This window comes from Pyxidicoccus sp. MSG2, assembly GCF_026626705.1.
In the GTDB taxonomy this organism is placed as follows: Bacteria; Myxococcota; Myxococcia; order Myxococcales; family Myxococcaceae; genus Myxococcus.
This window is the reverse complement of the sequence record NZ_JAPNKC010000001.1, coordinates 9,555,025-9,581,230: the sequence shown is the minus strand read 5'-3', so window position 1 is coordinate 9,581,230 and position 26,206 is coordinate 9,555,025. Positions and strand designations below refer to the sequence as shown.

Sequence of the window (26,206 nt, the reverse complement as noted above, 5' to 3'; positions counted from 1 at the left end):
GTTCTTCCTTCCCCACTTCGGCGCGGCACTGCTCTACAGGGCCGCCAACCAATCCTTCAACTCTCCAGTCACCACCCGGGGTCGCTGCCGCAGTTCAGCGCAGCTTCTGCTCCCCGTCAGGACGAGCGCCTGCCGCAGGCCCGCGAGGATGACTCCCAGCGCCGCCTCCGCACCCTCGTACCCACCCGCCTGCTGCGCGCGGAACAGCGGCAGCGCCATGCCCGCCAGGTCCGCGCCGAGCGCGAGCACCTTGGCCGCCTCCAACCCCGTGCGGATGCCTCCGCTTGCCACCAGCCGGACGTCCGGACCCACGGCCCGCCGCACGGTGGCCAGGGCCGCCGCGGTGGGGATGCCCCACGCGCTGAACTCGGCACCCAGCTGCGCCTGCACGCCTGACGCGCGCAATTGCTCCACCCGCACCCACGAAGTGCCACCGAGGCCGGACACGTCGAGGTTGCGCACGCCCAGGTCCGCCAGGCGCCGCGCCACGTCCGGGCCGATGCCGCACCCCGTCTCCTTCACCAGCAGCCGGTCGCCGAAGGCGCGCACCAGCGCTTCCACCACGCGGTAGCCGTCGCGAAAGTCCCGGTCGCCCTCTGGCTGCGTGAGCTCCTGGCCCGCGTTGAGGTGCAGCGCCAGCCCGTCCGCGCCAATGGCCTCCACCAACCGCCGCGCCCCGTCCACGCCCAACCGCACCGCCTGGTACAGGCCGATGTTGCCCAGCAGCGCCACCGTGGGCGCCACCTGCCGCACCTGGTACGACGCGGCCCGCGAGGCGTCCTCCGCCATGGCGCGCTGGCTGCCCACACCGAAGGCCAGCCCGTGACGCTCGGCCAGCATCGCCAGGTCGCGGTTGACGGCGCCGGCACGCTCGGTGCCGCCCGTCATGCCCGTGACGAGCAGCGGGGCGCGCAGCGTCTTCCCGAGAAACGGCGTGCGGAGGTCCACGTCCTCCACGGCCATCTCCGGCATGGCGCAATGGACCAGGCGGACACACTCCAGCAGGGTGCTGTTCTGCCCGGGCTCGACGTCCCCCGTGGCGCACAGGTCCAGGTGGGCATCCTTGCGCCTGGCTGTGATGTCCTCACCCATGGTGCTCGAACCCGGTCCGCCCGAAACTGATCAAAGCGTGTAAGTGCCTGAATGCCCGGGGGTTTCCTAGCAAGCGGCGGGGGCGGGGCGCAAGACAAAGGGCCCCGAGCGGTCGCTCCATGGGCGCCAATGGACGAGGCCCGCTTGTGGGCGGTATGAGACCCCCGTGAGCGCCCCCGCGTCCAAGGTGGTCGTCTTCCTGCACAGCGGCGACTACGACCGCGTCCACCAGGGGCTGTCCATCGCCGCGGCGGCCGTCGCTTCGGGACGGCGGGCGGAGGTGTACCTCTTCTGGTGGGCCCTGGAGCGCTTCCTGAAGGGCGAGCTGGACGAGCCGGACTTCCCGGGGCGCGACGACGTGACGGACCGCTTCGAGTCGCGCGGCATGCCCACGCTGCGCGTCCTCCTGGAGCACCTGACGGACTCGGGGCTGTGCACCCTCGCCGGATGCACGGGCTCGCTGGGCGCGCTCGGCGGAGAAGCGGCGGCGGAGAAGAGCGGCATCGACGTGTGGCTGGGCTGGAGCGCCATCCTCCAGCGCACGGCCGGCGTGACGGACCGCTTCCATCTCTGACGAAGCGCTCGGCCCCGCGCCTGTCCTCCGGGCGTGCCCGGTGCCCCGCGCGCCCACGGGGCGCCCGCCCGCTTCCGTTGCGGCATCCGGGCTCCTGTTTACGTTTCTGAAGCCCCGAAGTGCTCCGGCGACGGGCGAAAGGAACGAGACGACCATGGCTTACAGCGGCACCCACAATCCCTCGCGAGGCATCGGCGGCGGTGGGTGGCACCGCCTGGGCAACGCGCTCAAGACGACGGTGCTGCTCGCGGGCCTGACGGCGCTCGTGCTCCTCCTCGGCGAGAGGCTCGGCGGCGCGCAGGGCCTGATGTTCGCGGGCCTCTTCGCGGTGGTGATGAACTTCGGCTCCTACTGGTTCAGCGACCGGATTGCCCTGGCCATCCACGGCGCGAAGCCGTTGCCCTACGAGAGTGCGCCCTGGCTGCACCAGATGGTGGAGCGGCTGGCGACCCGCGCGGGCATGCCCAAGCCCAGGGTGTACCTGCTGCCCACGCGCTCGCCCAATGCGTTCGCCACCGGACGCAACCCGAAGCACGCGGCGGTGGCGGTGACGGCGGGGCTGATGGACATCCTCGACCGGCGCGAGCTGGAGGGCGTGCTCGCGCACGAGCTCGGCCACGTGCGCAACCGGGACACGCTCATCGGCACGGTGGCTGCGACGCTCGCGGGCGTCATCAGCTACGCGGCGCAGATGCTGTTCTGGTTCGGCGGGTCCATGCTGTCGCGAAGTGACGACGACGAGGGCTTCGGCGGCGCGTTCGCCAGCCTGGGCCTGCTGCTGGTGGCGCCCATCGCCGCAACGCTGTTGCAACTGGCGGTGAGCCGCTCGCGCGAGTACGGCGCGGACCTGGCCGGCGCGGAGCTGTGCGGTGACCCGGATGCGCTGGCGGACGCGCTGTTGAAACTCGAGCGCGGCGCGGAAGCGATGCCCTACGACAGGGCGCCGGCCACCTCGCACCTGTTCATCGTCAACCCGCTGCACCACGGCGGTGTCATGAAGCTGTTCTCCACGCACCCGCCCATTCCGGAGCGCGTGCGCAGGCTGCGCGAGCTGGGGGCCCGCGCGGGTGGCTACCGGGCACGTGGGCCTGGCGGCTGGGAGTACGCGTACTGACGATGTGACTGCCCATCGAGGTGGGCTCGAGCCCTGCCAGCCGGGGACGCGTTTCCCTTGAACGCGGCTGCGTCCAACGAAGACGCAGGTGCGCGGGCGCGCGCAGCCATGTCAGGGGATGCCCTCTCGAACCTCTCCGAGGTACATCCTGGTACGTCACTTGCTATTGGGTGAGCGTGGTTCCCAGGCAACCGCCTGAGGGCCTCAAGGTCACCAGCGTATCCGTCAACGGGTACCCGCAGACTACAAAGCGAGACACCATGGCAGTGTATTGTCGGGACATGCCGAGCACCGTCACCGTCGGGGGCAACGACTACACCACCAACGACTCTCTCGACTCCGCGACGTATTGCTACAAAAGGTCAGGCGTGCCGTTCAATTCGGTGCCACATTTCACCGTCACGGATACCGACTCTGGACGCGCCCGATTCAGGAGTTTCCATGTCAGCAAGCCAAGCGGAAACAGATGGCTGCGCGCGTATTATGACGAGAGGACCCGCCAGAGCATGTCGAGCGCCGCTGCCGGACAGCAGCACTCGGCTGTCTTGCTCAGCAGTGAGACGCGGGAAGAACTAGATACCCTGGCGACTGCCTTCTGGAATGCCATCAATACGTAGCGCTCACCCGACGCGCACCGCCTCCGGCTCGCCGAAGGCGGTGAACGGGTCCTCGAGCATCTCTCGAATCGTGCCGGCCAGCACCCCCGCGTGGTAGCCGTCGATGAAGCGGTGGTCGATGGACGCATTCACGCTCATCACCTTCCCCACCACCACGCGCTCACCCTCCACCACCGCCGTCTCACGCACCGCTCCGGGCGCGAGGAACACCGGCACGCGCGTGAAGGGCACCAGCGGCAGGTACGCGATGTCCAGCCCCAGCGTGCCCACGTCGGTGACGACGGCCGCGCCGAACGCGTCCCTCGGCAGGCCGAACCGCCCCAGGTCCAGGTTGAGCGTCACCGCGAGGAACGACACCACCCGTGTGAAGAGGTGCAGCAGCGGTGACGGCACCCGCTCCACCAGTCGCCACCCGCGCCGGGCCTCCGGCTCCACGCGCACCGCGGCCTCCAATTCCGCCGCCAATTCCCGCAGACCTTTCCTGTCCGCGTCCTCCACCCGCACGGGCACCAGCCGCGTCCCGCCACCCTCCGGCCTCGCCACCAGCGCGGACACGGTGATGCGCTGGCGCAGGTAGATGCGGCTGAAGCGGAGCACGGCGTTGGCGTCGGGACAGCGGCGCAGCGCCTCCGCCAGCGCCTTGAGCACCAGGTGCGTCACCGTGAGCCTCACGCCGGTGCGCGCCTGGAAGGCCTCCATGTAGGCCAGCGCCAGGTCCATCCGCACCGTGAGCGTGCCGTAGACCGTGGGGTCATACGCCGTCTCCCAGCTCCCGATGGCCAGCTTCCGGAAGCTCGACACGTGCGTCTTGGGGCTCAGTTCCAGATGCGGCATGGCGCGCAGAATCGCTGCTCGCGGGGGGCCGGGGAAGGCCCCGCCCCGCCCGGACGCCGCCCACGCCAGGAGTCGATTTCCGGAGTGCAAAGCGGCCCGAGGCAGGGCATGGATGGCCTCGTAGGGAACTCCGTCCGGCAGTGGACCCTTGACGGGCCGGTGTCTGACGGTAGGCTGCCCCGCTTTTTGCATCTCCCGTGGAGGTCGTCCCCGTGCTGGTTGCACTCATCCTCGTATCGATCGGGTTTGCCGTGACGCTCGGCATCCTGCTCTTTGGCGGCTCGAACCGAGCCGCGCTCCCGTCCTCCTCCTCTTCGTCCGCGCCCTCGTCCCGCAACGAGCTGGAATCCGAGTCGCAGCGGCGCACGAAGGCAGAGGCGGAGCTCCAGCGGAAGCAGAAGGAGCTGGACGAGCAGCGCACCCAGTTGCAGGACGTGAAGGACCAGCTCAAGCAGGCCAAGCGCAAGCTCTTCGAGCAGAAGGAGTCGGACAAGGGGCCGCAGGACCTGGCCAAGGCCCGCGCCGAGGTCGAGCGCGCCGCGTCCCTCCAGCTCGAGCAGACCCGCGAGGAGCTGGCGCACGCGATTACGGAGAACCAGCGCCTGAAGACGGAGATGGAGTCGCGCGGCCGCCGCCCGCAGCCCGCTCCGGCCCCCGCTCCCGTCGCGGCCCCCGCGGCGGCTCCGCAGATCTCCGCCCCCGCCAAGGAGGGTGAGTCCGTCGTGGCCACCGCCGTGACGGTGGCCCCGGCCGCCGACGCCGCGCAGCAGGACCGCGGCGCGCGCCGCTTCCGCGAGCTGAACGACGCGGACCGCGAGAAGATGGAGCGCCTGGAGCAGCTGGCCAACAAGGAGCGCACGCGCGCGGTGGAGCTGGAGAAGGAGCTGCGCCGGGTGAAGGGCCGCAACGAGACGCAGCAGCGCGTCTACGCCGCCGCCAAGAACGACCTGGACCTGATGCGGGACAAGTACAAGGCGCTGGAGAAGCGCCTGAACCGCACGCTCCTGGAGCGCGACCTGATTCGCCGGGCCATCAAGGACCTGGAGAAGAAGACGGGCATGCTGGCCGAGCGCACCGAGCTGACGCCGGAGGAGATGGCCGCCAGCGACCAGCGCACCGAGGAGACCGCTCGCGTGCGCGCCGAGACGGAGGCCCAGACCGCCGCCGCCCAGCAGGCTCCCGCCCCCGCCCCGTCCGAGGCGCCCGCCTCCGAGTCCGCCGCTCCGGCCGACTCCGAGAACAAGCCCGCGCCCGTCTGAAGCACCGGCTCACGCCGCGTCGGACATGAAGGGCTCGGTCCTCCTTGGGGGACCGGGCCCTTCGCCGTTTCCGGCCTCGTCACTCGTCCGTCGCGCACCCGCCCGGCGGCGTGGGGCCCTGATCCCGCGTCAGGCCGTCCTGGAGCTTCGCCAGCAGGCGCTGCAGCTCGGCCGCCTCGGAGCCCTCCAGGTACCCGCGCAGCTGCCCGTCCACCCAGTGCAGCGCGGCGGTCACCAGCTCCATCTCCGCCTGCCCCTTCTCCGCCAGCTCCAGCCGCACACACCGGCGGTTCTCGCCCGCGCGGCGGTGCACCAGCCCGTCCTCCTCGAGGCGGTCCACGAGCCGGCTGGCCGCGGGAGGGTCCACCGACAGCCGCTCCGCGAGCGCGGCCTGGCTGCGCACGCCGTGGGCGATGGATTTCAGCGCCAGCAGCTGCATGAAGGGCCTGCCCGTCTGCTCTCCGAGCCGCTCGGCCAGCAGCCGGCGCACGGTGCGACGCAGGGTTGCTACTTGCTCCGCGAGCGTCATCGCCCGTAAAGATGGTTGCGAACCACAACCGTTGTCAATTACATCGATGCCCGCCGCAGGCCGTCATTTGGGGGGGAATTCCGGGCAGCACGCGCAGTCACCCCTTTCCTTCCTCACGTCTGGCGTATGGCCACCCCTTCCGTCCTCCTCCTGGCGCTCGCCGCCACCTCAGTGCAGTCCGAGCCGACCCCCTCCGCCCTGCCCCCGGCCTCCATCCAGCCGAAGGTCGAGGACGCGATGCTCACCCCTGTCCCGCCGGCGTCGCGGTTGGTGAAGACCTGGGACGAGGCGCTGACCCTCGTGCGTGAGCGCTCCACGGACCTGCGCGGCGCGGAGGCCGGGGTGGAGCGCGCCAGTGGCCGCTCGCGCCAGGCACTGGGGGCGCTGCTGCCCAACGCGCGCGCACAGGCTGGCGTGGCCCATGACCTCCTCAATCCGGACGTCCCCTCGGGGGTGAACCCGGGCGCCGCTGGCGACGGCCACACCGCCACCACGCCCGTGGGCACCCTCACCGCGACGCTGACGCAGTCGGTGGTGGACCTGAGCGCGTGGCGCGGGCTGTCCTCGGCGCGGGCCTCGGAGCTGAGCGCCACGGCGAGCCTCCAGGACGTGCGCCGCCGCCTGACACTGGGGCTGGCCCAGACGCTGGTGTCGACGGTGGCCGCCGAGCGCGCGGCGGAAATCAACCGCGTGAATCTGCGGAGGGCGCTGGAGCGCTCGGCGCTCACGCAGCGCAGCTTCGAGCTGGGCGCGGGCAACCAATTGGACGTGGTGCGCGTGAATCAGGACGTGGCGGTGGCGCGCGGCGCCCTCGTCGCCGGAGACGAGCAACTGCGCCAGGCGCGTGAGGCCCTGGGCTTCGCGCTCGGCTTCGGCCAGGCGATGGGCGTGGACCCGTCCTTCAACCTCCAGGGGCTGGTGGACCAGACGCGCAAGGAGTGCGCCGCGCTGGACGGCCTCGACTCGCGTCCGGACCTGGTGGCGGCGAAGGCGCAGGTGGAGTCCGCGCGGGAGAGCAAGCTGCAGGCGGCCGCGGGCTACCTGCCCACGCTGGGCGTCTCCAGCACCCTCTATGGCCTCACCACGGAGCCGGGCTTCGGCCGGTTCGCGACGTGGAATGTCGCCGCCGTGCTCTCGGTCCCCCTCTGGGAAGGCGGGAGTCGCGCGGGGCTGGTGCGCGAGCGCGCGGGCGTGGAGACGCAGGCGGCCGCGGCGCTGGAGAGCGCCCGCCGCGACGTGGAATTGGAAGTGGCCCAGGCCCGCCGCGGAGTCGAGGTGGCCGAGGCCCTGGTGAAGACGGCCATCGAGTCTCGCGACCTCGCGGAGCGGACCGACCAGCTCACCCGACGTGCTTTTGAAGTGGGCCGCGGCAGCAGCCTCGAGCTGGTGCAGAGCGCGGCGGCCCTGCGCCAGGCGGAGCTGACGCTGGTGCTGCGTGAATTCGAGCTCGTCCAGGCACGCCTGGACGCATTCCTGACGGAGGCCCGGTGCGACTGGTGAAGCGGGTACGCCCCCTTATGGCGCTGAAGAAGACGGTGTGCGGTGTGGCGGTGCTGGTCGCGGTGGCGGGTTGCTCCGGGCAGAAGGCGGCGCCGGCCGCGCCGCCACCTCGTGAAATCGACGTGGTGTCACTGGCCCCGCGCGAGGTGCGGGACACCGGCGAGTACCTCGGCTCGCTGCTGTCGCGGCAGAGCGTCACGGTGCTGCCGCAGGTGGGCGGCTACGTGCGCCGCATCCACGTGAAGCCCGGGCAGCAGGTGGAGGCCGGTGCTCCCCTCGTGGAAGTGGACGCGCGCGAGGACACGGCCGCGCTCGACAGCGCGCAGGCCCAGCTGAGCTCCACCAAGGTGAACCTGGAGCTCGCCCGCCGCACCCTGGCCCGCACGGAGGCGCTCAACAAGGAGGGCCTCGCGAGTGCGCAGGAGCTGGAGTCCGCCCGCGCCCAGGTGGAGGCCGCCGACGCCGCGTCGCGCTCCTCCGCCGCGCAGGTGACGCAGCGCCAGGTGCAGTTGCAGTTCAACGTGGTGCGCGCGCCCTTCGCCGGCACCGTGGGTGACGTGCTGGTGCGGCTGGGTGACTTCGTCAGCGCCACCACGCCGCTGACCAGCGTGGCGCAGGCGGACGTGCTCGAGGTGAGCGTGGCGGTGCCCTCCCAGCGCGCCCGCTCGCTCAAGCCCGACACGGCGGTGGAGGTCCTCGACTCGAAGGGGAAGGTGCTGCTCACCAGCACCGTCTTCTTCGTCGCGCCGCAGGCGGACCCGCGCACCCAGTTGGTGGAGGTGAAGGCCGCCTTCCGCAACACGGGGGGGCTGCGCCCCAGCGAGCTGATGCGCACGCGCATCGTCTACTCCGTCCGTGACGCCCTGCAGATTCCGGCGCTCGCGGTGGTGCGCCAGAGCGGGCAGCCATTCGCCCTGGTGGTGCAGGAGAAGGAAGGCAAGACGGTGGTGGAGCGCCGCCCCATCACCCTCGGTGCACTGGGGGAGATGGCCTACGTCGTGGAGAAGGGCCTGAAGGCGGGAGACCTCGTCGCGGTCTCCTCCATGCAGGCGCTGCGCGACGGCATGCCCGTGAAGGTGAAGGTCACCCCCCACGCCGAGGCGCCTGCCGAGGCCCTGGGAACCACGCCGACGGCCGGCGGCACAGGAGGCGGCGCGCCCGTGGGCGGCAGCCGCTGAGCCGGAGAGCACCATGTTCGTCGACTTCTTCATCCGCCGGCCCGTCTTCGCCATCGTCTGCTCCATCCTGCTGACGCTGGTGGGGGCCATCGCCATCCCCACGCTGCCCATCGCCCAGTACCCGGACCTGGCGCCGCCCCAAGTCACCGTTACCAGCACCTACGTGGGCGCAAGCTCCGAGGTGGTGGAGAGCGCCGTCACCATCCCGTTGGAGCAGGAGCTCAACGGCGTGGAGGGCATGCGCTACATCACCTCCACCAGCAGCAACGACGGCACCAGTCAGATCACCATCACCTTCGAGCCCACGCGTGACATCGAGGTGGCCGCGGTGGACGTGCAGAACCGCGTCAGCCGCGCCGCCGCGCGCCTGCCCGCGCAGGTGAACCAGACGGGCATCGTCGTCAACAAGGCCTCCAGTCAGATGCTGATGACGGTGGCGCTGTTCAGCCCGGACGAGCGCTACGACGCGAAGTTCCTCAGCAACTACGCCGACGTGAATCTCAAGGACGCCATCAAGCGCGTGCGCGGCGTGGGCGAGGTGCGCATCTTCGGTGAGCGCAAGTTCTCCATGCGCCTGTGGCTGGACCCCACGGAGCTGGCGCGCCGCAAGCTCACCCCGCAGGACGTGACGCGCGCCCTCCAGGAGCAGAACCTCCAGGTGGCTGCGGGCGCGGTGGGCCAGCCGCCGTCCGCCGACGACCAGCCCTACCAGCTCGCGGTGCGGGCGCGGGGCCGGCTCGTGGAGCCGGACGAGTTCGGCGACATCGTCCTCATGCGCCAGAACGACGGCAAGAGCGTGCGCGTGAAGGACGTGGGGCGCGTGGAGATGGGCGCGGAGAACTACGGGACGCTGCTGCGCTTCGGCGGCAAGCAGGCCGTTGGCCTCGCCATCTTCCAGTTGCCCACCGCCAACGCGCTCGACGTGCGTGACGGCGTCTACTCGGAGCTGGAGCGGCTGTCCGCGCAATTCCCCCCGGGAATGGTGTTCCAGACGGGCACGGACACCACGCTCGCGGTGCGCGCCTCCATCCACGAGGTGCTCCAGACGCTGGTGGAGGCGATTGCGCTCGTCATCCTCGTCATCTTCCTGTTCCTGCACGGCTGGCGCAGCGTGCTCATCACCGCCTTCACCCTCCCCGTCTCGCTGGTGGGCACCTTCGCCTTCGTCCAGTTGATGGGCTTCTCCATCAACACCCTCACCCTCTTCGGCCTCACCCTGGCCACGGGCCTGGTGGTGGACGACGCCATCGTCGTCATCGAGAACATCGAGCGGTTGATGGTGGAGCGGCACCTGACGCCCGTGCAGGCCGCGCGAGAAGGCATGAAGGAAGTGTCCGGCGCGGTCATCGCCATCTCCATCGTGCTGGTGGCGGTGTTCGTCCCGGTGGCCCTCTTCCCCGGCACCACCGGCGCCATCTACCGCCAGTTCGCGCTCACCATCGCCGCGTCGGTGGCCCTCTCCACCTTCTGCGCCCTGACGCTCACGCCCGCGCTGTCCGCGCGGATGCTCAAGCACCAGCAGGGTGAGAAGTGGGTGTTCTTCCGCTGGGTGGACAAGGCGCTGGATTGGACGCGCGCCGTGTACGGCCGCAACCTGCGCAAGCTGCTCAAGCACCCGGTCATCGTGCTGGTGGCGTTCCTCCTTTGCATCGCCGGCACGGTGGCGCTGTTCCGCGCGGCGCCCACGGGCTTCATCCCGGATGAAGACCAGGGCTACCTCATCATCTCCGTGCAGGGGCCGGAGGGCATGTCGCTGGCCCAGACGGAGAAGGTGCTGGCCGAGGCGGAAGCCGTGCTCGCCAAACAGCCGGAGATTCGCGCGGTGTTCGCCATCGGCGGGTTCTCCTTCCAGGGCACGGGCCCCAACATGGCCACCATGTTCACGGCCCTGAAGCCGTGGGAGGAGCGGCCGGGCAAGGAGCACACGGTGGCCGCGCTGGTGGAGCGGCTGCGTGGGCCGCTCGGTCGCATTGGCGGAGCGCGGGTGATGCCCTTCCAGCCCCCGGCCATCCGTGGCGTGGGCAGCGTGGGCGGCTTCCAGTACATCGTCGAGGACATCGCCGGCACCAGCTCGCTGGACCAGGTGGCGGCGGCCGTCCAGGCGCTGATTGCGAAGAGCAATGAGAACCCGCAGCTGCGCGGCGTCTTCACCGCCTTCAACGCCGATACCCCGCTGCTGGATGTGGAGGTGGACCGGCAGAAGGCCAAGGCGCTCGGGGTCCCCATCGAGCAGATCTTCGGCACCATGCAGGTCTACATGGGCAGCCAGTACGTCAACGACTTCAACTACGCGAACCGCACGTACCGCGTCTATGTGCAGGCCGAGCAGCAGTTCCGCGACAGCCCGCAGGACATCGGTGCCTTCTACGTGCGCAGCGACAGTGGGGACATGATTCCGCTGGAGTCGCTGGTGCAGGTGGAGCCCACGGTGTCCGCGCAGGTCATCCGGCACTACAACCTCTTCCGCGCGGTGGAGGTCAACGGCCAGGGTGCACCGGGCGTGTCCTCCGGTCAGGCACTGGAGGCGATGGAGGCGCTGTCAGCGCAGGTCCTGCCCCAGGGCATGAGCGCGGAGTGGACGGGCATCAGCCTGGAGCAGAAGCAGAGCGGTGGTCAGACGATGATCATCTTCGGCCTGGGCCTGCTCTTCGTCTTCCTGGTGCTGGCGGCGCAGTACGAGAGCTTCAGCCTGCCGCTGGTCATCATCTTCTCGGTGCCGCTGGCCATCATGGGCGCGCTGGGACTCCAGTTGCTGCGTGGGTACGCCAATGACGTGTTCTGCCAGGTGGGGCTCGTCATGCTGGTGGGCCTCGCCAGCAAGAACGCCATCCTCATCGTGGAGTTCGCGGAGCAGCTTCGCGAGGGCGGCAAGAGCGCCGTCGACGCGGTGGTGGAGGCGGCGGAGGTGCGCCTGCGCCCCATCCTGATGACGTCGATTGCGTTCCTCCTCGGCGTGGTGCCGCTGATGACGGCGTCGGGCGCGGGCGCGGCGTCGCGCAACTCGCTGGGCACGGCGGTGTTCGGCGGCATGCTCGTGTCCACGGTGGTGAACTTCGTGTTCATCCCCGGCCTCTACGTGCTGATGCAGAAGCTGCGCGGAGAGGCGAAGCGGTCCACGGGCGAGGCTGAAGCGGTGCCGACTCCGGCTCCGTCGCACTGAGGCGCGAGCCTTCTCGAGTCACACACGACGGGGCCCGGGTCTTCCACCCGGGCCCCGTTTTCATTTGCGGCGCGCGGCCTCGATGAGTTGGGCGAGGAGCGTGCGGTGGCAGATGGACTCGAGGATGCAGTCCTTCGAGCAGAGCAGCGTCACCGACTCGCCCTGATCCACCCGGGCGGCGAGGGCTGCAATCTTGTCCTGCTGGGACTGCATCTCCTGGACGTACCGCTCGCGGTAGGCGTCGAGGGTGATGGGGGACTGGCCCTTTCCGTAGAAGGCGTCGAAGAGGTCCGGGCTCGGCGCCAGATCGCTCATCCACGCGTCCCACGTCTCCTTGGCCTTGGGCAGGCCGCGGGGACGGTAGCGGCAGACAAGGACCCGGTAGCCGTCATCCGGCTCGGCTGGCACACACCAGCGCCTGGTCTTGAGAGGCATCTCGGATCAACGCCAGGACGGCTGCTGGGTATTCCGGCAGGGCTTACCGGAGATCTTACTGGCGCAGGAGTGAAGGCAAACGTACGACATGCCTTCAAGTCCCTGGAACTGCTTGGCTTCTGTCAAGGAAAGAGTCCGGCACGCGCCCTGCTATGGGGTACCGCGGGCAGCACGGGGCGGGACGGGGCGGTGGGCGGGACGGGCGGGGCGGGGCAGCACGGGCGGCGGGTTGGGCGGGGCAGCACGGCGGTACGGGGCAGCGCGGGCGGCGGGTTGGGCGAGGCAGCACGGGCGGCGGGTTGGGCGGGCAGGACGGGCGGCGGGTTGGGTGGGCAGGACGGCGGTACGGGGCAGCACGGGCGGCGGGTTGGTCGGGGCAGCACGGGGCAGTCGCGGTACGGGGCAGTACGGGCGGGTTGGTCGGGGCAGCACGGGGCAGTCGCGGTACGGGGCAGTACGGGCGGGTTGGGCGGGGCAGCACGGGGCAGTCGCGGTACGGGGCAGTACGGGCGGGTTGGGCGGGCAGCACGGGGCAGTACGGGGCAGCACGGGGCAGCACGGGCGGGTTGGTCGGGCAGCACGGTGGTACGGGGCAGCACGGGCGGCGGCGGGCAGGTCGGGGTAGCACGCAGCACGGGCAGTACAGAGCAGCACAGGGCGGCGGGTTGGTCGGGGCAGCACGGCGGTCAGAGCGGGTGGATTCACCCTGCTCCAGGCGGACGGCTCGGGCGTGAGGGATGGGGAAGGTGGAGCCGGTCCTCAGCGGAGGAGTGCTTTCGCGAGGACCGGTTCGACTCATCACCTCTTGAAGGCATCCAGCAGCCACCTCGTACGCCCTGCGCGTCCGTTGGGAGGCCCTGCCTGGGGAGCATGGGAGCACATCGCGACTTGCGCCCGGGCTCGGGTCCGCGTAGCGATGACACCCCGTGAAGCTCTCCCTCGCCACGCGCATCTTCCTGGGTTACGCGGTGGTGCTCATCACCTTCGGGATGGTGTCGCTCTTCAGCGTGACGGAGCTGCACCGCAACCGGCTGGAGATCCGCCTCGTCAGCCAGGGCTACCTCCAGCTCTCGCAGGACGCCGCGGAGCTGGAGACCTTCCACACCACGCAGGAGAAGGACACCGAGCGGATGCTCGATGAGAGCAGCGTGGAGGCCCGCCGCGCCTACATCCGGCTCGCGCGCCTCTACTACCCGCCCCTCATGTCCCAGCGACTGACGGACGCCCAGGTCAAGGCGCGCGAGGTGCTCGCCTTCGCCCCCGCCAGCGAGGTCCCCTTCATCCGCGGGCTGGAGAACCGCTTCGGGGAAATCCACGCGCGCTACCGCGACTACGGCCGCGCCGCGGAGACGGTCTTCTCCGCGCTGTCCACCGCGTCCCCGGACCGCGAGGAGGTGGCCCGCGCCACCACGGACCTGCGCCAGCTGGAGACCTCCATCGGCCGCGAGATTCGCGTGCTTCGCGCCGCGCTCGCCAACCGCATCCGCGAGCGCGTGGACGGCGCCGAGGAACGCGAGCGGACCACCGGTCTGTTCATCATCGGCTTCTCACTCGCGGCCATCATCGTGGGCCTGGGCGTCATCGCCTGGTCCGCCCGCACCCTGCGCCCCGTGCGCACCCTCATCGAGGGCGTGTCCCGCATCGGCCGCGGCGACTACAACGCCCAGCTCGGCGTGCGCGGCGACGACGAGGTGGCCGTGCTCGCCCGCGAGTTCGACCAGATGGCCCGCTCGCTCCAGGCCCGCGAGGCCCAGCTCAAGGCCCAGGCCGAGGCCCTCATGCGCGCCGAGCAGCTCGCCGCCGTGGGCCGCATCTCCGCGCAGATCGTCCACGAGGTGCGCAACCCCCTCTCCTCCATCGGCCTCAACGTGGAGCTGCTCCAGGACGGACTGGAGCGCGCCAGCTTCGCGTCAGCGAATGACTCCACCGAGGTGAAGGAGCTCCTCTCCGCCGTCACCCACGAGGTGGACCGCCTGGCGGACGTCACCGAGCAGTACCTGCGCATGGCCCGCCCTCCCCGTCCCGACCTGGACCCGCGAGACGTCACCGCCGTACTGGACGGCGTGCTCGACTTCACCCGCGAGGAGTTGGAGCGCGCGGGCGTGGAGGTGGTGCGCGAGTTCGCGAAGGACACGCCCGCCGTGCTCGCGGACGAGGGCCAGCTGCGCCAGGTGTTCCTCAACCTGCTGCGCAACAGCCGCGAGGCCATGCCCACGGGCGGCAGGCTCACCGTGGCCACCCGCCCCCTGGAGCACGACGTGGAAGTCCATGTGAGTGACACCGGCCAGGGCATGACGGAGGACGTGCGGCGTCACCTCTTCGAGCCCTTCTTCACCACCAAGGAGGGCGGAACCGGGCTGGGGCTCGCGGTGAGCCAGCAGATCCTCCAGGCCCACGGGGGCTCGCTCTCCTGCCAGAGTATTCCCGGCCAGGGCACCTCCTTCGTGTTAAGGCTCCCACGCGCATGAGCTTCAATTCGTACCGGGACGAGCTGCCCTCCGGGCTTCGCGTCGTCACTGTCGAGACGCCCCACCTCCACACCGCCCTGCTCGCCATCTACGTGCGAACGGGCAGTCGCCATGAGACGCCCGCCAACAACGGCGTCAGCCACTACCTGGAGCACCTCTTCTTCCGCGGCAGCGAGGGCTGGCCGGACACGGTGAAGATGAACGCGGCCGTCGAGGAGGTCGGCGGCAACCTCAACGGCGTCACCACCCGGGACCACGGGTACTACTACACGCCCCTGCACCCCGCGCACCTGCGCGTGGGCATGGACATCCTCGGTGACATGCTCACCCGCCCCCGCCTCACCGACATGGAGGTGGAGCGGCAGATCATCCTCGAGGAGATGCTCGACGAGGTGGACGAGAAGGGCCGCGACATCGACCTGGACAACCTCTCCCAGCGGCTGCTGTTCCCCAGCCACCCGCTGGCCCTGAAGATTGCCGGCACCCGCGAGTCCGTCTCCGCCCTCACCCACGCACAGGTGCTGGAGCACTTCGCGCGGCACTACGTCGCCGGCAACCTCGTCGTCACCGCCGCGGGGCGCGTCAATCGCCAGGAAGTCCTCGAGATGACGGAGCGCGCCTTCGCCCGGCTGCCGCGCGGCCCGGTCAGCACGGAGGCCGCCCCGCCCTCCACGCCTCCCGGCCCCAAGCTGCACTTCGTGGCGCACGACGAGTCGCAGACGGAGTTCCGCATCAACTTCCGCACCGTGCCGGACCGGCATGATGACCAGCCCGCCCTGCAAATCATCCGGCGCCTGCTGGATGACGGGCTGTCGTCACGGCTGCCGTTCGAAATCGTGGAGCGGCGGGGGCTGGCGTACTCCGTCCACGCGTCGCTGGACACGTACCACGACGCGGGCGTGTTCGAGATTGAAGCGGCCAGCGCCCCGGAGAAGGCGGCGCAGGTGGTGGCCGAGGCCTTCCGCGTGCTGGGCGCCCTCTGCGACACCGAGGTGGGCGAGGAGGAGCTGTCGCGCGCCAAGCGGCGGCACCGCATGCTGCTGGAGTTCGCGCAGGACTCGCCGGGCGAGCTGGCCGGCTGGTTCGGCGTGAATGAGATCTTCAATGCGCCCGAGTCCTTCTCCCACCGCGCCGACCTGGTGGACGCGCAGTCCGCCGCGCGCGTGCGCGAGGTGGCCCGGCGCTACTTCAACCGCGAGAACCTCACCGTGGTGGCGGTGGGCCAGCGCAAGGGCCTGAAGGCCCTGGAGCGCGTGGTGGCGGAGGCCCCCGGGCTGCCGGCACCGGAGGCTCCCGTGCTGGCCGCCGTCAGCGGCCTCCGCGGATGATGACGGGGCCCGTGGGGCGCTTCTTCGGCTTCGGAGCGAGCGCCATCAGGGCCTTCTGCGTGCGCAGGTACTCCTCGTTCTCGGGGCTGCGCTTCAGCGCCTCCTCGATGAGCTTCAGCCCCTGGGGTACCTTCGTCTGCAGCGTCGCGTAGAGCCCGGCGAGCTGCGCCTTCTCCTGAAGTGACGCCTCGCCCAGCGTGAGCAGCCGCTCCAGGGAGAGCTGGGCGTCCGTCTTCCGGTCCGCCTTCAGGTGGGCCTGCGCCATCCGCGAGTGGGCGGGCGCGAAGCGGGGCTCCGCCGACAGGGCGAAGCGGTAGCTCTCCTCGGCGCCGCGGCGGTCTCCCTGGTCCTCCAGCACGCGCCCGCGCACGTACAGGGCCCGCGCCATGCGGGGCCGCAGTTGCAGCGCCCGGTCCACCAGCCCCTGCGCGTCCGAGCGGCGACCCTGCACCAGCGCGGCTTCCGCGAGCCACGCCAGGGCCTCGGCATTCTGGGGCTCGGCCTCCACCAGCTTCTTCAGGGCGATCTCGGCCTCGGCGGGGCGCCCCAGCACCAGCAGCACGCGCGCGCGCAGGGTGATGACGTCCGTGCGCGCCGACTCCGGCGCCTGCACGGCGCCCAGGTCCGCCTCCGCCATCTCCGGGAAGCCGTTGTTGAGGAAGTAGCGCGCGCGCAGCAGCCGCGCGGACGTCAGCCCCGGGTCCTCCTGGAGCAGCCGGTCCATCAGGTTGGCCGCCAGCAACTCCTCGCCCTTGATGAGGAGGACCTCGGCCTCCACGGACTTGGCCTCGGCGTCATCCGGGCTCTCGCGGAGGATGCCCTCCAGCGTCTTGAAGGCGGCGTCAATCTGCCCCTCGCGCGCCTGGATGCGGGCGAGCCGGAGCACGTCCGCGTCCGGCAGCGAGCCCGAGTCGCGCAGGTGGACGAGGGCGACGAGGGCGTCCTGGGTGTGGCCGTCCTGGAGGTACAGGTCGGCCAGCTCGCGCTGAATCGACGGGTCGTCCCCGACGAGGGACTTCGCCTGCTTGAGCGCCAGGATGGCGGCGCCCTCGTTGCCCGCCATCCGGTGGGCGCGGGCCATGAGCAGCAGGGGCTCGGCGCTCTCCGGCGCGGCACTGGCGGCCCGGCGCAGGGCCGAGAGGGCCTGGTTGGGCTCGTTCTTCTCCAGGTAGGAACGGCCCTCTGCGAGGGCCATCTGGGCCTGTTGGGCACGGTTCTGGACGGCTGCCACCTCCGGCTCTCTGCAAGCAAGCGGGAGGAGGAGCGCCAGGGTCCAGGGACGGATCGAAAAAAGCCGGGGCATCGCTGAGCGCGAGGGTACCGGATGTTATCCTCCCCCGTCGATGGACCCATTCGTTCGGCGCCTCGTCGAGAGGCTCCATGACCCCAGCAAGCCCCTGTCGAGAAATCGGCACTTCCACACGTTCGACACCCCCGAGGGGCGTCTTGCGCTGAAGGTATTCCGGCGTCTGCGTAGCCTGCGCAACGATATCCTCGCCTGTCAGGCCGAGGGCCGCCGCGCCCGAATCTCCCGCCGCGTCAGTCCAGCAGGTGACTACCGCATCGAGCTGCTCATGGACCGGATGTCCGGTCGCCGGGTGTCCATGCTCCAGGCGGCGGAGTTCGAGCTGCTCGCCGCCATGCCCGGCGTCCGCGAGGCGCTGGAGATTCTCGACGTGGCGGCGTAGCGCCTAGGTCTCCGCGGCGTACGGCGGCGCGGGCTCGTACTGGATGTAGCGCTGGACCTGCCGCGCGAAGGCCGGCTCCCAGAGCTGTCCCACCAGCCACAGCGACATGTCGATGCCCGCGGACACTCCCGCCGCGGAGACGACGTTGCCGTCCCGGACGTAGCGGATGCCGTCGAGCACGGTGACGTCGCCCCGGGCGCGCAGCTCTTCAACGGCACTCCAGTGCGTCGTCATCCGGCGCCCCTTCGCGAGCCCCGCCGCGTGCAGCAGGAAGGCGCCGGTGCAGACGCTGGTGTTCCACTTCGCCTCGGCGCCCTTCGCGCGGAGCCACCCGAGCATCCCCTCGTCGTGCATCTCCCGCTTGCGTCCCTCCCCTCCCGGCGCGAGGACCACGTCCAGGCGCGGCGCCTCCGCGAAGCTCGCGTGGGGGATGACGCGCAGGCCCTTGGCGCTGCGGATGGGGTTGGCGTCCTTCGCGTAGGTGCGGACGTCGATGTTCAGCTCCGGGCGGAGGTACGCCGCCGCGGCGAAGACCTCCCACGGGCCGGCGTAGTCGAGCTCCTCTGCTCCGTCGAACAGCACGATTCCGATACGGGTCATGACCTGCTTCTCCTGGGTTCTGCTGCGCGGAAGCGCTCGCGGGTGGGCTTCGCGGCGCGGAAGCGCTCGCGATAGGCGGTGGGGCTGATGTGGAGGATGCGTGTGAAGGCGCGGCGCATGGACTCGGAGGTGCCGAAGCCCAGGCGCGCGGCGATGGCGTCCACGCCGTCGGCTGTTTCTTCGAGGGCCCGGCGCGCGGCGTCCACCCGCACCTGCTCCACGAAACGGGCGGGAGGACAGCCGACATCGGCGGTGAAGGCGCGGCGGAAGTGGCGCTCGCTCATGGCGGCACGGCGGGCCAGCGCGGGGATGCGCAGGTCGTCACCAGGGTGGTCCACCATCCACGCCTGGAGGTCGCGCAGGGGCTCGCGCTCGGCCGTCTGCGCGGAGAGCTGCGCGCTGAACTGCGACTGGCCTCCGGGCCGGCGGAGGAAGAGCACCAGCTCGCGCGCCACCGCCATCGCCACGTCGCGGCCGCAGTCCTCCTCCACCAGGGCCAGCGCCAGGTCCATGCCCGCGGTGACTCCCGCGGACGTGTAGACGTGGCCGTCCCGGATGAAGATGGGGTCTTCCTCCACGGTGACTTCCGGGTAGCGCCGCGCGAGCTGCTCGCACTCGCTCCAGTGGGTGACGGCGCGCCGCCCGTCGAGCAGCCCCGCTGCCGCGAGCACGAAGGCGCCGGTGCAGACGGACGCGAGCCGGCGCACGCGCGGGGCCTGCGCCTGGACCCAGGAGAGGACGCGCGGGTCCTCCGCCACGTGCCGCACGCCCCGGCCGCCCGCGATGAGCAACGTGTCGAAGGTGCTGCGCCTGGGGCCCGTGCGCCGGCGCGGGAGCACCGCGTCCGCGACGAGGCGCAGGCCCGACGACGAGCGCAGCACGGGGCCATGCGCGCTGAGAAGCTCCAGCGCATACCGGTCCCCCGTGGCCCCGTGCTGCTCCCGGAGCAGACGCGAGGCACGGCCGAAGACCTCCAGCGGGCCGGTGACGTCGAGGACCTGCGCGTCGTCGAAGGCGAGCAGCGCGATGCGCAGGGGAAGGCCCCGTGTACCGGGGGGCCTGCTCGTCGCGGGCCGTTGGCGCTGGAGTGTCGGGAGGCCCTGCGTTCCGGGACGTGCGGACGCGGCTGGCCCCGGGCGCTGGGGTGCTCGCTTCATGCGAAGCACATTGCGCCCCTTCGCGTCCTGGCCGCAAGGACGTGGAGCCCACGATTTCGGCCATGCCTCAGCAAAGGTCGATGTCGCTCAGAACACCCACGGGCCCAGGCCGGTGGGCGCTCCGCCGCACGCCTCCCGCAGCCGGGCGAGCGCGTCCTCGTAGGACAGCGTCATCGCCTCCTCCCGGAGCGCCGGATGGGCCCAGGTCCGCCACGAGCGCAGCACCGCGACGTGGTGCCCGTCCTCCTCCTGCGCCTCGGAGAAGTGGACGAGGAGCCGCTCCTGCAGCGTCTGGCGGGCCTTGGTCCATGACCCTTCCTTTTCGAGCCGGACCTCCCTGTCCCGCTCAATGGAGGTCAGCAGCTCGCGGGCCTCCATGGAGAGTCCCGCCAGGGACGCGCGGCGGCGCGAGGGCTCCATGGCGACGCGGTACACGGAGGCCCACAGCGTGCGGTCCACGAAGGCCACCTTCCCCTCCACGAGCGGCCGCCCGGGATGCACCTCCCCGAGGGGCTGGGACGCGGATCTTCCCCATCTACTCGCGGCAGGGCGAAGCCCCGTCCACCGGGTTGCCCCTGACATGGGGTGACAACAGAAGCCTCTCGCAAACAAGGCGGTGGGCCTCCCAGTCTTTGAGAATCTGATTCCAGCACGGGTGTAGACCCGTCCTGACACCTGGCTGACGCGTCAATGCGCCGCGGGGTGACGTGTCGCCGGGCCTTTGACACGTCAGGAACCGCCCCACCGCGCGCCCCGGGTGCCCGTTTCGCGCAGATCTCCCTCGGAAGGTGCCTCCCCCTTGCGCATGGCTCAATGCGTGCACAGGGGCCGCAAACCCCGTAAGCAGCGAGCGGGACGCGTGCACCAGAGGGGGGCACGCGGAACGTGGAGGAAGCCTTGTTTCTACGTAGGAATCATTTCTGGCTTGGGGGACTGGCGGTCCTCTGGGCATCCAGTGTCCAGGCCCAGGCGCAGCGCATTCCCAGCATCGAGCTGGAGCGGCTGCAACTCAACCCCGCGGCGAAGGACAGCCTCGTGCTGTCCACCGGAGATCTGCTCGACAAGGGCCAGTATCGCCTCGCCCTCACCGCGCACTACGAGAACGAGCCGCTGGTGCTCCTCGAGCGCGACGAGCGGCAGGGCGTCATCGTCAGCGACCGCGTGACGGTGCACCTGAGCGGCGCGTATGCCGTCACCGACTGGCTGGAGCTGGGCGCGCAGGTGCCCATCGTCACGCAGTGGGGCCCGGACACCTCGGTGCTCGGCGTGGCGACGCCGGAGACGGCGGGACTCGGCACCCCGTGGCTGCAGGGCCGTGCGGGCATCTTCTCCGAGGCGGATGAGGGGCCGTTGGACCTCGCCGTGCACCTGGGCGTGGCGCTGCCCGTGGGCAACTCCGAGGTGCTCACCAAGGACGACGGCTTCGTCTTCTCGCCGCGCGTGGGCCTGGGCAAGGCGCTGGGCGGCACCTGGCGCGTGGGCGCGGACGTGGGCGCGCTGGTGCGCACCAAGACGTACGCCCTTTCCCCCGCGACGCAGCCGCTGCGCGACGAGATGGGCGTGGAGATGAACGGCGGCGTCAACCTCTCCGCCGGCCTCTTCGGCCTCAAGGAGGAGTTGGTGGTGCGCGGCACCCTGCCGTTCGCGGACGCGCCGGAGTCCATGGAGGTGCTGCTCGGCCTGCGTGCGCGCACCGGCGCAGACTCCGAGGTGTACATCATGGGCGGCCCCGGCTTCGGCCAGACGCCCGGCACTCCGAACTTCCGCGTGCTCGCGGGCATGACCTTCGGCCCGGAGTCCGGCAGCGCGGCCCGCTGCGTGGAGGGCCAGTCGTACGACGTAGCGCGGTGCCCCGACCTCGACGCGGACGGTGACGGCGTGAAGAACGTCGCGGACCGCTGCCCCTCTTCCAAGGGCCTCGCCCAGCTCGACGGCTGCGCGGACGGCGACGACGACCAGGACGGCATCCTCAACCTGGCCGACCGCTGCGCCTCCCAGCCGGAGAACACGAACGGCTTCGAAGATGAAGACGGCTGCCCGGACGACCCGGACACCGACAAGGACGGCATCGCCGACTCCAAGGACTCCTGCCCGCGCGAGGCGGAGGACGCGGACGGCTTCGAGGACACCAACGGCTGCCCGGACCCGGACAACGACGCGGACGGCATCGCCGACGCGCGCGACGCCTGCATCAACGAGGCGGGCCCGAAGGAGAACCGCGGCTGCCCGGACAAGGACCGTGACAGCGACGGCCTCGTGGACCGGCTGGACAACTGCCCCGACGAGCCGGGCACCGAGAAGAACCACGGCTGCAAGAGCAAGCAGTTGGCGCAGATTGGCGAGGGCCAGATTCGCGTCCTCGAGACGGTCTACTTCGAGAACAACAAGGACCTCATCAGCCCGCGCAGCTTCAAGCTGCTCGACACGGTGGCCAACATCCTCGCCACGCATCCTGAAATCGAGAAGATGCGCATCGAGGGCCACACCGACAACACCGGCAACGCCGACTACAACCGCGACCTGTCCCAGCGCCGCGCGGAGGCGGTGGTGAAGTACCTGGTGGGCAAGTCGGTGGCGGTCGAGCGCCTGGAGCCGAAGGGCTTCGGCCCCGAGAAGCCCATCGCGGACAACAAGACCAAGGAAGGCCGCGCGAAGAACCGCCGCGTGGAGTTCCACATTGTCGGTGACGCCGTCGGCGTGACGACGCAGCAGGGCAACCCCACCGCCGACACCATCGAGAAGTGAGGCCAGAATCCATGACTACACGTGTCTTCCTGAAGGCGGCGGCACTGGCGCTCGCGCTGGTGTCCACCCTGACGGGCTGCGAGGCGGACGTCGCCGGGCAGCCCTCCACCTCCGGCCCCATGCTGGCCAGCCAGTCGTCGGCGGTCGTCGGCGACGGGCGGATCCAGCCCGGCGAGCAATGTGACGACGGCAACACGGTGTCCGGCGACGGCTGTTCCGCCGCCGGCGCCATCGAGTCGGGCTACCTCTGTCACGTCCCCGGCCGCGCCTGCTCCCTGGCGAGCCTGTGCGGCAACGACGTCACCAACTCCGGCGAGGCCTGCGACGACGGCAACACCGCGGCGGGCGCCAACGGCTGCACCGCCACCTGTGACCTGTCCCTGTGCGGTAACGGTGCCTTCAACAACCGCCCGTGGCCCAACTTCGACCAGGAAATCTGCGACGACGGCAACCGCTTCGAGGGCGACGGCTGCAGCCGCCAGTGCGAGGTGGAGCCCGGCTTCGCCTGCGCGGGCAGCCCCAGCCGCTGCGTGAGGGCGGGTGTCGCGGTGTTCAACACCGGCGTGGACCAGAACAACCGCCGCCTGGAGTCCGGCGCGGACCCGCACTGGTTCTACAGGGGCACGACGACGGGCGCCGTCACCGACGTGCGCGACGCCCAGGACTGGCCGCAGGAAATCCAGACGGCGCGCTACATGCGGGCGCCCCTGGGCGAGAGCACCTGCGTGTACCAGGACTTCATCGTTCCCTCGACGACGAACATCGCCCAGTTCCGCCTGCGCCTGGCGACGTTCAACGACAACGCCTTCGACAGCGCGCGGGTGAACGGCACGGCCGTCACGCCCGTCACGGTGAACGACCCGGGTGGCCAGCCCTGGCAGAAGAACATCTTCCGCGAGTTCGGCACCACCGCCCCCTGGCGCACGGGCCTCAACCGCATCGAGCTGTGCAACGAGAACGAGACCACCGAGCCCAACGCCTTCCGCTACCTCTTCGTGGACGCGTACGACGACCGCTGCGGCGACGGCGTCGTCTCCCTGCGCGAGGACTGCGACGACGGCAACACCACCAGCAACGACGGCTGCAGCGCCACCTGCGCCATCGAGCCGGGCTACGGCTGCACGGGCGCGCCCAGCACCTGTGCCAGGACGTGCGGCAACGGCGCGCTGAACCCCGGTGAGCAGTGCGACGACGGCAACACCTCCGCGGGCGACGGCTGCAACGCGAGCTGCCGCGTCGAGGCCGGCCATGCCTGCCCCACCCCGGGCCAGGCCTGCGTGCAGACGTGCGGCAACGGCGCCATCAACGCTGGCGAGCAGTGCGACGACGGCAACCAGAACGGCTCGGACGGCTGCTCCGCGGCGTGCCGCATCGAGAGCGGCTACGAGTGCGCGGGCGCCCCGTCCGTGTGCGCCCCCCTGTGCGGCAACAGCCGGCTGGACTCGGGCGAGCTGTGCGACGACGGCAACACCCAGCAGAACGACGGCTGCTCCATCGCCTGCACCCTGGAGCTGGGCTACTCCTGCCCCACCGTGGGCCAGCCCTGCGCGAAGACGTGTGGCAACGGCACGGTGAACCCGGGCGAGCAGTGCGATGACGGCAACCTGAACCCGGGGGACGGCTGCGCCACCGAGTGCCGCGTCGAGCCGGGCTACGCGTGCAGCACCCCGGCGAACGGCGCTTCCGTGTGCACCCAGACGTGCGGCAACGGCACGCTGGACGCGAACGAGACGTGCGACGACAGCAACACCGCCGGCAACGACGGCTGCTCGCCGGGCTGCCGCGTGGAGACCGGCTACAGCTGCTCGGGCCAGCCCAGCGACTGCGACACCCTCTGCGGCGACGGCATCACCGCGGGCGCCGAGGCCTGCGACGACGGCAACACCAACAACGGCGACGGCTGCAACTCGACCTGCGCCGCCGTGGAGCCGCCCTACACGTGCCCCACCCCGGGCCAGCCCTGCGTGGCGACGTGCGGCAACGGCACCCTCCAGTCCGGCGAGCAGTGCGACGACGGAAACCAGACGAACAACGACGGGTGCAGCAACACCTGCGCCCAGGAGAGCGGCTACTCGTGCATCGGCCAGCCCAGCGTCTGCAGCACCTCGTGCGGTGACGGCGTCGTCGCGGGCAGCGAGGTGTGCGACGACGGCAACCTGAACAGCGGCGACACCTGCTCTCCGCGCTGCTTGTGGGAGATTGGCCAGACGTGCGCGGCCTCCGGCGTCTGCGACAGCGGCTACTGCAACCCCTCCACCAACCGCTGCGACGTCCTCACCAACTGCGGCAACGGCGCCCTCGACGAGGGCGAGCTGTGCGACGACGGCAACACCGCCACCGGCGACGGCTGCGGCGCGTCCTGCACCCTCGAGGCGGGCTACAGCTGCTCCGGCAACCCGTCGGTGTGCGCGGTGACGTGCGGCGACGGCGTCAAGGCCGCCGCCGAGGCGTGCGACGACGGCAACACCACCGCGGGCGACGGCTGCAGCGCCACCTGCACCACCGAGAGCGGGTACGGCTGCAAGAACACGGGGGTGAGCACCTTCTTCACCCGCCTGGGCCGCAGCCAGTGCACGCAGGTGTCGGACATCAACAGCCCGTCCCTGCCCGCCGGCGCCGTCCAGGCCGCGCTGACCGTTCCGGGCCGCTACCGCATGCACTACGTGTCCGGCGCCGTCAGCTACTCGGGTACCAGCAGCTGGTACCCGGGCATCTTCGGCGTCAACGTCAACCCGGGCACCGGGGCGCAGGCCTTCTCGCAGGGCGCCGTCCCGGTGGGTGGGCCTGTCTCCAGCACGCGCAACGCCGCCATGACGCTGGGCTTCCCGCTGTCGCGTGACTTCAACGCGGCCACAGGCGACGTGCGCCTGGCCCTGGTGGACACCGACTGCGGCCTGAACAACAACACCGAGACGGCGGTGACGTACCGCGTGGACGCGCTGTCCATCTGCCAGCTCATCCCGGTGCTCACCAGCCCTGGTACGGGCGGCACCACGGAGGGCACCATCGGCGGCACCGGTTCGCCGGGCGCCACCGTCATCGTCTACGTCGACGGGAGCAACACGCCCGCCTGCACCGCCGTCGTGGACGCCACGGGCCACTGGACGTGTGACCTGGGAGATGTCGCGGACGGCACGCACTCGGTGGTGCTCACCTCCACCACCCTGAGCGCCACGGAGCCGGCCCCGGCGGTGAACATCACCGTCCGCGGCCCCACCCCGGTCGACACCACGCCGCCCGCCGCACCGGTCATCACCGGCCCCACCCCGGGCTCGGTGCTGTCCACCTCCAGGCCCACGCTGACGGGCACGGCGGAGCCGGGCAGCACGGTGACGGTGCGCGAGGGCAACACGGTCATCTGCACGGCCGTCGCCAGTGACACCGGCGCATGGAGCTGCGTGCCGACCGCCCCCATGGCGGACGGCCAGCACTCCGTGACGGCCACGGCCACCGACGCGGCCGGCAACACCAGCCCCGTGTCGAACACGGACACCTTCGCCATCGACACCCAGGCGCCGGACACCTCCATCCCCCGCGGGCCGCGCTCGCTCACCACCAACGGGGACGCCTCGTTCGACTACGCCTCCACCGAGGACGACGTGCGCTACGAGTGCAGCCTGGACGGCGGCGCCTACGCCCCGTGCGAGGACAACTACGACGTGGCGCTGGGTGAGCACACCCTGCGCGTGCGCTCCGTGGACACGGCGGGCAACGTGGATGCCTCGCCCGCCGTCTACAGCTGGACGGTGGAGGAAATCACCCGCGCCTTCGCGGGTGGCGGATGCAGCGCGGCGCCGGCCTCGTCCGGACTGGCCCTGCTGGCCCTGCTCGGCCTCCGTCGGCGCAACCGCCGGCCGGAGGGTGCGCGGAAGTAGTCGAGACCGCCGGAAGGTCCACCTCCCCTCACCGGGCCCTACCTCCCCCCTGG

General features: G+C 70.9%; 20 protein-coding genes. 12 read left to right on the top strand and 8 right to left on the bottom strand.

The genetic code is table 11. The features are described 5' to 3' along the window. Positions 1–33 precede the first annotated feature (33 nt). A complete protein-coding gene (fni, locus tag OV427_RS37515; RefSeq protein ID WP_267861034.1) occupies positions 34–1,092 on the bottom strand; it encodes a type 2 isopentenyl-diphosphate Delta-isomerase in 1,059 nt (352 codons plus the stop codon). Between the two features lie 166 nt (positions 1,093–1,258). Between fni and OV427_RS37510 the strand changes: the two genes are divergently transcribed. The 3 genes from OV427_RS37510 (at position 1,259) to OV427_RS37500 (ending at position 3,397) form a co-directional block, all read left to right on the top strand. Further along, positions 1,259–1,666: a hypothetical protein gene (locus OV427_RS37510; protein WP_267861033.1), complete on the top strand. Its 408-nt coding sequence runs from the start codon at positions 1,259–1,261 to the stop codon at positions 1,664–1,666. A gap of 154 nt (positions 1,667–1,820) precedes the next feature. Further along, the gene (locus tag OV427_RS37505) at positions 1,821–2,780 is read left to right on the top strand and encodes a zinc metalloprotease HtpX (RefSeq protein WP_267861032.1); all 960 of its coding nucleotides are present in this window, start codon (positions 1,821–1,823) and stop codon (positions 2,778–2,780) included. 281 nt (positions 2,781–3,061) lie between these two features. Further along, positions 3,062–3,397: a hypothetical protein gene (locus OV427_RS37500; protein WP_267861031.1), complete on the top strand. Its 336-nt coding sequence runs from the start codon at positions 3,062–3,064 to the stop codon at positions 3,395–3,397. Between the two features lie 3 nt (positions 3,398–3,400). On the opposite strand, the gene OV427_RS37495 is transcribed toward OV427_RS37500, so the two are convergent. Then, positions 3,401–4,231, bottom strand: a complete 831-nt coding sequence (locus OV427_RS37495; protein WP_267861030.1) for a 2-oxo acid dehydrogenase subunit E2 — start codon at positions 4,229–4,231, stop codon at positions 3,401–3,403. Between the two features lie 212 nt (positions 4,232–4,443). Here OV427_RS37495 and OV427_RS37490 point away from each other — a divergent pair, with 212 nt between their 5' ends. After that, the gene (locus OV427_RS37490; protein WP_267861029.1) at positions 4,444–5,490 is read left to right on the top strand and encodes a cell envelope biogenesis protein TolA; all 1,047 of its coding nucleotides are present in this window, start codon (positions 4,444–4,446) and stop codon (positions 5,488–5,490) included. Between the two features lie 79 nt (positions 5,491–5,569). Here the strand turns inward: OV427_RS37490 and OV427_RS37485 are convergent, their stop codons facing one another. Further along, positions 5,570–6,019, bottom strand: coding sequence for a MarR family winged helix-turn-helix transcriptional regulator (locus OV427_RS37485; RefSeq protein ID WP_267861028.1), 450 nt, complete (start codon positions 6,017–6,019; stop codon positions 5,570–5,572). A gap of 126 nt (positions 6,020–6,145) precedes the next feature. Between OV427_RS37485 and OV427_RS37480 the strand changes: the two genes are divergently transcribed. From OV427_RS37480 to OV427_RS37470, 3 genes are read left to right on the top strand one after another with little or no spacing between them, the layout of a single operon-like run. Continuing rightward, positions 6,146–7,519: a TolC family protein gene (locus OV427_RS37480; protein WP_267861027.1), complete on the top strand. Its 1,374-nt coding sequence runs from the start codon at positions 6,146–6,148 to the stop codon at positions 7,517–7,519. 17 nt (positions 7,520–7,536) lie between these two features. Continuing rightward, positions 7,537–8,697 (top strand): efflux RND transporter periplasmic adaptor subunit, encoded by a 1,161-nt coding sequence (locus OV427_RS37475; protein ID WP_267861026.1) that lies wholly within the window; start codon positions 7,537–7,539, stop codon positions 8,695–8,697. 13 nt (positions 8,698–8,710) lie between these two features. Next, complete coding sequence (locus OV427_RS37470; RefSeq protein WP_267861025.1) at positions 8,711–11,857, top strand: efflux RND transporter permease subunit; 3,147 nt, start codon at positions 8,711–8,713, stop codon at positions 11,855–11,857. Positions 11,858–11,917: 60 nt separating this feature from the next. Here OV427_RS37470 and OV427_RS37465 read toward each other — a convergent pair whose 3' ends face one another. Next, on the bottom strand, positions 11,918–12,292 hold the full coding sequence (locus OV427_RS37465; RefSeq protein ID WP_267861024.1) for a DUF488 domain-containing protein: 375 nt from the start codon (positions 12,290–12,292) through the stop codon (positions 11,918–11,920). Positions 12,293–13,218: 926 nt separating this feature from the next. On the opposite strand from OV427_RS37465, the gene OV427_RS37460 reads away from it, so the two are divergent. Beyond that, complete coding sequence (locus OV427_RS37460) at positions 13,219–14,760, top strand: sensor histidine kinase (protein ID WP_267861023.1); 1,542 nt, start codon at positions 13,219–13,221, stop codon at positions 14,758–14,760. Then, a complete protein-coding gene (locus tag OV427_RS37455) occupies positions 14,757–16,088 on the top strand; it encodes a M16 family metallopeptidase (protein ID WP_267861022.1) in 1,332 nt (443 codons plus the stop codon). Before OV427_RS37460 ends, OV427_RS37455 begins: the two co-directional genes overlap by 4 nt. On the opposite strand, the gene OV427_RS37450 is transcribed toward OV427_RS37455, so the two are convergent. Further along, the gene (locus tag OV427_RS37450) at positions 16,069–17,283 is read right to left on the bottom strand and encodes a tetratricopeptide repeat protein (protein WP_267861021.1); all 1,215 of its coding nucleotides are present in this window, start codon (positions 17,281–17,283) and stop codon (positions 16,069–16,071) included. The genes OV427_RS37455 and OV427_RS37450 overlap by 20 nt on opposite strands. A 148-nt stretch (positions 17,284–17,431) precedes the next feature. Here OV427_RS37450 and OV427_RS37445 point away from each other — a divergent pair, with 148 nt between their 5' ends. Further along, positions 17,432–17,776 carry a hypothetical protein gene (locus OV427_RS37445; RefSeq protein ID WP_267861020.1) on the top strand — a complete coding sequence of 115 codons (345 nt, stop codon included), beginning with the start codon at positions 17,432–17,434 and terminating at the stop codon, positions 17,774–17,776. 3 nt (positions 17,777–17,779) lie between these two features. On the opposite strand, the gene OV427_RS37440 is transcribed toward OV427_RS37445, so the two are convergent. The 3 genes from OV427_RS37440 to OV427_RS37430 form a co-directional block, all read right to left on the bottom strand. Then, positions 17,780–18,376: a DJ-1/PfpI family protein gene (locus OV427_RS37440; RefSeq protein ID WP_267861019.1), complete on the bottom strand. Its 597-nt coding sequence runs from the start codon at positions 18,374–18,376 to the stop codon at positions 17,780–17,782. After that, a complete protein-coding gene (locus tag OV427_RS37435; protein WP_267861018.1) occupies positions 18,373–19,533 on the bottom strand; it encodes a GlxA family transcriptional regulator in 1,161 nt (386 codons plus the stop codon). Before OV427_RS37435 ends, OV427_RS37440 begins: the two co-directional genes overlap by 4 nt. An 87-nt stretch (positions 19,534–19,620) precedes the next feature. Further along, positions 19,621–20,001, bottom strand: coding sequence for a hypothetical protein (locus OV427_RS37430; protein WP_267861017.1), 381 nt, complete (start codon positions 19,999–20,001; stop codon positions 19,621–19,623). 429 nt (positions 20,002–20,430) lie between these two features. On the opposite strand from OV427_RS37430, the gene OV427_RS37425 reads away from it, so the two are divergent. Continuing rightward, positions 20,431–22,278 (top strand): OmpA family protein, encoded by a 1,848-nt coding sequence (locus tag OV427_RS37425; protein ID WP_267861016.1) that lies wholly within the window; start codon positions 20,431–20,433, stop codon positions 22,276–22,278. Positions 22,279–22,289: 11 nt separating this feature from the next. Beyond that, on the top strand, positions 22,290–26,153 hold the full coding sequence (locus OV427_RS37420; protein WP_267861015.1) for a DUF4215 domain-containing protein: 3,864 nt from the start codon (positions 22,290–22,292) through the stop codon (positions 26,151–26,153). Positions 26,154–26,206: the final 53 nt, after the last annotated feature.

What these genes read in the sequence shown, in the direction of transcription:
- fni (WP_267861034.1), bottom strand. Translation starts at nt 1,092, where the DNA reads ATGGGTGAGGACATCACAGCCAGGCGCAAGGATGCCCACCTGGACCTG.
- OV427_RS37505 (WP_267861032.1), top strand. Translation starts at nt 1,821, where the DNA reads ATGGCTTACAGCGGCACCCACAATCCCTCGCGAGGCATCGGCGGCGGT.
- OV427_RS37500 (WP_267861031.1), top strand. Translation starts at nt 3,062, where the DNA reads ATGCCGAGCACCGTCACCGTCGGGGGCAACGACTACACCACCAACGAC.
- OV427_RS37495 (WP_267861030.1), bottom strand. Translation starts at nt 4,231, where the DNA reads ATGCCGCATCTGGAACTGAGCCCCAAGACGCACGTGTCGAGCTTCCGG.
- OV427_RS37485 (WP_267861028.1), bottom strand. Translation starts at nt 6,019, where the DNA reads ATGACGCTCGCGGAGCAAGTAGCAACCCTGCGTCGCACCGTGCGCCGG.
- OV427_RS37480 (WP_267861027.1), top strand. Translation starts at nt 6,146, where the DNA reads ATGGCCACCCCTTCCGTCCTCCTCCTGGCGCTCGCCGCCACCTCAGTG.
- OV427_RS37475 (WP_267861026.1), top strand. Translation starts at nt 7,537, where the DNA reads ATGGCGCTGAAGAAGACGGTGTGCGGTGTGGCGGTGCTGGTCGCGGTG.
- OV427_RS37470 (WP_267861025.1), top strand. Translation starts at nt 8,711, where the DNA reads ATGTTCGTCGACTTCTTCATCCGCCGGCCCGTCTTCGCCATCGTCTGC.
- OV427_RS37465 (WP_267861024.1), bottom strand. Translation starts at nt 12,292, where the DNA reads ATGCCTCTCAAGACCAGGCGCTGGTGTGTGCCAGCCGAGCCGGATGAC.
- OV427_RS37455 (WP_267861022.1), top strand. Translation starts at nt 14,757, where the DNA reads ATGAGCTTCAATTCGTACCGGGACGAGCTGCCCTCCGGGCTTCGCGTC.
- OV427_RS37450 (WP_267861021.1), bottom strand. Translation starts at nt 17,283, where the DNA reads ATGGCCCTCGCAGAGGGCCGTTCCTACCTGGAGAAGAACGAGCCCAAC.
- OV427_RS37445 (WP_267861020.1), top strand. Translation starts at nt 17,432, where the DNA reads ATGGACCCATTCGTTCGGCGCCTCGTCGAGAGGCTCCATGACCCCAGC.
- OV427_RS37440 (WP_267861019.1), bottom strand. Translation starts at nt 18,376, where the DNA reads ATGACCCGTATCGGAATCGTGCTGTTCGACGGAGCAGAGGAGCTCGAC.
- OV427_RS37435 (WP_267861018.1), bottom strand. Translation starts at nt 19,533, where the DNA reads ATGAAGCGAGCACCCCAGCGCCCGGGGCCAGCCGCGTCCGCACGTCCC.
- OV427_RS37420 (WP_267861015.1), top strand. Translation starts at nt 22,290, where the DNA reads ATGACTACACGTGTCTTCCTGAAGGCGGCGGCACTGGCGCTCGCGCTG.